The sequence below is a fragment of the Streptomyces sp. NPDC085937 genome, assembly GCF_044540535.1.
Taxonomy (GTDB): domain Bacteria; phylum Actinomycetota; class Actinomycetes; order Streptomycetales; family Streptomycetaceae; genus Streptomyces.
This window is the reverse complement of the sequence record NZ_JBITSH010000031.1, coordinates 1-4,529: the sequence shown is the minus strand read 5'-3', so window position 1 is coordinate 4,529 and position 4,529 is coordinate 1. Positions and strand designations below refer to the sequence as shown.

Genomic DNA, 4,529 nt, shown 5'->3' with positions numbered 1-4,529 from the left:
CCGCCGGCCGAGCCGGCCCACCGGGGCCGGCCCCGGGCGGGCTGGCGCCGCCTGGAACGCGAACCAGGCTTCCGAGCCCCCCACAGCTGGCGCTAACCAACCCCCTCAGGGGCGCGAGGAACTGCGCGACCAGCCCCCACCGGGCCCGCACCCGGCATGCGAGAGGTTCCGCCACCCCGGTGGCCGCGGGGAACGCTGCGCAACCCGGCGCTACGAGGTCCCGCCTGCGCCCACCCGTGCCGCCCCACCGGCACGACTGCCCACAGACCGGGCGCCCCAAAGGGGCGCGGGGAACTGCGCGACCAGCCCCATGCGACCCGCACCCGGCGTACGACAGTCCCCGGCACTCCGGTGGCCGCAAGGCCCGCCGCGCGACCCGGCGCTGCGAGGCACCGCCTACGCCCGCCCGTGCCGCCCCACCGGCACGACTGCCCGCAGACGGGGCGCCCCAAAGGGGCGCGGGGAACTGCGCGATCAGCCACGAACGACCCGCACCCGGCATACAACAGTCCCCGGCACCCCGGTGACCGCGAGGCAAGCAGGGCGGGCTACCGCCCCCAGCGGCGCAGGGCTGCGAGCGGGACAACGCCCCTCAGGGGCGCGGGGAACTGCGCGATCAGCCACGAACGACCCGCACCCGGCACTCCAACGGCGCCGACGGCATCACCCTCACTGGAGCCGTTTCTTCAACTTTCTCATCGGCGCACCACAGATCCACGTCAAGCACGTGGTGCCCCTCCCCGGGGACTGCTTGGCTGAGGCCAACCCCCGGCCCGCATGCGTCCATGCGGTGTTCTGTCCATGTCCCAGCACAGATAAGGCTCAACATGGTTTCGCGACGCAGATTCCTGGGCTCGGCAACAGCGGTGGCCGGCGCCGCTGCCGGCTTCGCCGCACTGCCCCAGCCGGCAGCCGCCCAGGCCGCCGGACGGGTCGCGCCGGAGGTTGTCGTCAGGCCGGGAGACGCCCGTTACGCCGAGCTCGCGGAGCGGGGGTACAACAACCGTTTCGTGGCCACCCCGGACGAGATCTGGCTCGTGCACAGCGCCGCTCAGGTGGAGAAGGCGGTGAACCAGGCCGTCGCCAACAACCAGCGGGTCACGGTCCGCAGCGGCGGCCACTGCTTCGAAGGGCTCGTGGACGACCCGCAGTTCCGCCTCCTGGTCGACCTGTCCGAGATGAGAGGCATCACCTTCGACCCGAGGATGAACGCCTTCGCCGTCGAGGCGGGCGCCCGGCTCGGTGAGGTGTACAAGGCCCTGTACGAGGGCTGGGGGGTGACCGTCCCGGGTGGTGTCTGCCCGGAGGTCGGTGTGGGCGGCCACGTCAGCGGCGGTGGGTACGGGCCGCTGTCACGCCGGTACGGCCTGGTCGTGGACCACCTGTACGCCGTCGAGGTCGTGGTCGCGGACCGGCGAGGCAGGGCGCGCACGATCGTCGCCACCAGGAACGCCGGGGACCCGAACCGCGACCTGTGGTGGGCCCACACCGGCGGCGGCGGGGGCGGGTTCGGTATCGTGACCCGCTTCTGGTTCCGGACCCCGGGCGCGTCCGGCCGCCCTTCCGCGCTCCTGCCCAAGCCGCCGGCCCGGATGCGCAAGACCATCGTGAGCTGGCCGTGGAGCGAGCTGACCGAGGCCCGCTTCACACGCCTGGTGCTCAACCACGGAGCCTGGCACGCGGCGAAGAGCGACCCGGGCGACGAGTACTCGGTGATGCACAGTTCCCTCCAGCTCCATTCCTCGATCACCGGCACGATCGAGCTGGAGATCCGCATGGACGCCACCCTGCCCCGTACGTCCCAGCTCCACGACGACTACATCCGCGCGGTGAACGCGGGCGTGGGCCTTGAGCCGACCGTGGACATCACCGAGGGGTCCTGGCTGGAGATCGCCCTGGAGCCGACGCCCAGTTACGGGGACTACGGACGCCAGAAGTCGATGGGCGGCCATCTGCGGAAGCCACTGACGGAAAGCCAGGTCCGCGCGCTCTACAGTTCGCTGAGCGACCCCGCGCACTACGGTGCCGGCCTGGTCTATCTCGCGGCCTACGGCTGCCGCATCAACACGGTCGCGTCCTCCGCCACCGCGATCCCGCAGCGGGATTCCGTGTTCAAGCTCTGGTACTCCAACAACTGGGCGGACCCGACCCAGGACGAGTACGAGGTGGAGTGGCTGCGCACGCTGCGCAGGAACGTGCACGGCGCGACCGGCGGCTTCCCGGTGCCCGACGGCCGTCAGGACGGCGGCTACATCAACTACCCCGACGTCGACATGCTCGATCCGGCACAGAACACCTCGGGTGTGCCCTGGTATTCGATCATCTGGAAGGACAACTACCCGAGGCTGCAGCGGGTCAAGAACACCTACGACCCCCACAACGTCTTCCGGCATGCCATGTCCCTGACCCCCTCCTGACGGATCGCTCGGGCGGTCGGTCCTCACGCCGGAAGCGCACTTCACCCATCTCTGCACAACAGCCCGGAGGGCCCCATGACCAGCAGTAACCCCGCTGCCACCCACTCCGCTCCCGGACGCCGGGCATTGCCCGTGTGGCAGGCCGTGGCGGGGGCCGTCGTCGCCGCCGCGGTCGTCAATCTCGTCGTTCTGTTCATCGGCGACGCCGCCGGGGCCTCACTGGTCCTGGAACTCAACGGCAAGCCCGACGAGATCGGTGCCGGCGACGTCGTCTTCATGTCGGTCGTCGCACCGTTGCTCGGAATCACCGCGGCCGTCCTCCTGGCGCGCTGGAAGCCGGTGTTCCTGCGAGTGGGCCAGATCGTCGGCGGCGCCGTCGCGGTACTCACCGCGGTCGGCCCGCTGACCCAGGAGACCGACGGCGGCACGGCAGCGACACTCATCACGATGCACCTGTTCGTGGGGCTCGTCGCGGTGGTCGCTCTCGAGGTGATTCGCCGGTCCCGCGCCTGACGTCACGTCGGCGAGCACGCACGAGGAGGCCCTCCGGAACCACGTTCCGGAGGGCCTCCTTCTTGATCCCGGCCGGTGAACGGGGCACGACAAACCAAAGGGCCGCCGGTCTCCGTTGACCGTACGACCCATTTCGAATGAGATTTCCCGTTCCCGAGAATTCTCGGGACGTCAGGCACGTCCCAGACGAAATCCGACTCCTCGAGCGGTGATGATCCAGTCGCTCGAGCCCAGTTTGCTGCGCAGACTACTGACATGGGTGTCGATGGTCCGCCCGGGAACGGACCGGGAGTCACGCCACACCTGCACCATGATCTGCTCCCGGGTCACCACCATTCCCGGGCGCGAGGCGAGCAGGTACAAAAGGTCGAATTCCTTGCGCGTGACCTCTATGGTCCGGTCGTCCAGGCGAATTTCACGGGCCCGGGGATCGATGGACAGCGGCCCCACGGCGACCACCTCGTCGGGCGAAGCCGGCTGCCGCAGTGCCCGCCGCATGACCGCCTCGATGCGGGCGATCAGCTCGGCGAGGCTGTACGGCTTGGGGACGTAGTCGTCCGAGCCGGCCCGCAGGCTCATGACTCGGTCGAGCTCGGAGTCACGGGCCGTCACGACGATGATCGGCACATCGCACACGGCCCTGATGTTCCGGCACAGCTCGACGCCGTCCAGGTCGGGGAGGTCCAGATCAACGAGGAGCAGGTCGGCGTTCCGGTACTGCTGCAGGGCCTGTGCACCCGTCGACACGCTCTCGGCCTGGAAGCCGTGCCGCCACAGGTCGCGGACCAGCCCCTTGGCGACCTCGCTGTCACTCTCCACCGCGAGCACCCGCACCGACTTGCGGACGCGCCTCGCTTCCGGCCTGATCGACGCATTCCGCATCGGCACCTGATGCAGAATGCGTGGCTCGACAAGCCTGACAGAATGGTGCCCCATCCGAATCATCCCCCAGATTCGTCCATTTGATTGAAGCGTCGAGGAATTGCCGCGGTGGATCGACAGGAAGCCTACCGACGGCTCGTCAGATCCGTCAAAGCTGAACAGTTGACGGAAAGATATCTAAAGGAAACGGAAACTCCGCTGAAATGTTGGGGTGGTGTGACACCAACAAAGACGAAGCGGAGTTTATCGACCGGGCCCCCCGGTCTCGTCGTCACGCTCCCCCGCAAACCGTCGAACAGTCAATCAACCAACCCAACCCCCCGTGCAGACCTGCTCCATCCTTCAGTGATACATCGTACACGGAGCCGCGTACTGCGTACACGAGGGATGAATCACACCTTTTCCGATCATGAATCGAAGCGAGTGCAGGCCACCTACGAAAACACCCTATCCACGTTAAACACTCAAAAGCAGTGGTGAATCGGCCACATCCTGCGGCCGACACGTGATGAGACCGAGCGGACTTGACTCCGCTCCGAACGGATGGGAAGACAACATGATCTCCACCGAGACATCGGTAGGCGGCAGTCCCCGGCTCCGCAGAGAGGACGTCCGCCGGTTGGACCGAGTGATCATCAGGTTCGCGGGGGACTCGGGTGACGGGATGCAGCTCACGGGTGACCGGTTCACCTCGGAGACGGCGTCCTTCGGCAACGA

The 4,529-nt window shown here is 68.1% G+C and carries 3 protein-coding genes and 1 pseudogene; 3 read left to right on the top strand and 1 reads right to left on the bottom strand.

The window, feature by feature from the left end:
- From ACIF8S_RS33345 to ACIF8S_RS33335, 3 genes and pseudogenes are all read left to right on the top strand, one after another.
- Window positions 1–96: pseudogene (locus ACIF8S_RS33345) on the top strand (acyl-CoA carboxylase subunit epsilon); the annotation flags it as partial.
- A gap of 731 nt (window positions 97–827) precedes the next feature.
- On the top strand, window positions 828–2,417 hold the full coding sequence (locus ACIF8S_RS33340) for an FAD-dependent oxidoreductase (RefSeq protein ID WP_400004281.1): 1,590 nt from the start codon (window positions 828–830) through the stop codon (window positions 2,415–2,417).
- Window positions 2,418–2,492: 75 nt separating this feature from the next.
- Window positions 2,493–2,930, top strand: a complete 438-nt coding sequence (locus tag ACIF8S_RS33335; protein WP_215210662.1) for a DUF6069 family protein — start codon at window positions 2,493–2,495, stop codon at window positions 2,928–2,930.
- Between the two features lie 171 nt (window positions 2,931–3,101).
- Here ACIF8S_RS33335 and ACIF8S_RS33330 read toward each other — a convergent pair whose 3' ends face one another.
- Window positions 3,102–3,866: a response regulator transcription factor gene (locus ACIF8S_RS33330; protein ID WP_400004279.1), complete on the bottom strand. Its 765-nt coding sequence runs from the start codon at window positions 3,864–3,866 to the stop codon at window positions 3,102–3,104.
- Window positions 3,867–4,529 lie beyond the last annotated feature (663 nt).

Bases quoted from the DNA above. Each gene is read 5' to 3' on its own strand.
- ACIF8S_RS33340 (WP_400004281.1), top strand. From the start codon at position 828: ATGGTTTCGCGACGCAGATTCCTGGGCTCGGCAACAGCGGTGGCCGGC.
- ACIF8S_RS33335 (WP_215210662.1), top strand. From the start codon at position 2,493: ATGACCAGCAGTAACCCCGCTGCCACCCACTCCGCTCCCGGACGCCGG.
- ACIF8S_RS33330 (WP_400004279.1), bottom strand. From the start codon at position 3,866: ATGGGGCACCATTCTGTCAGGCTTGTCGAGCCACGCATTCTGCATCAG.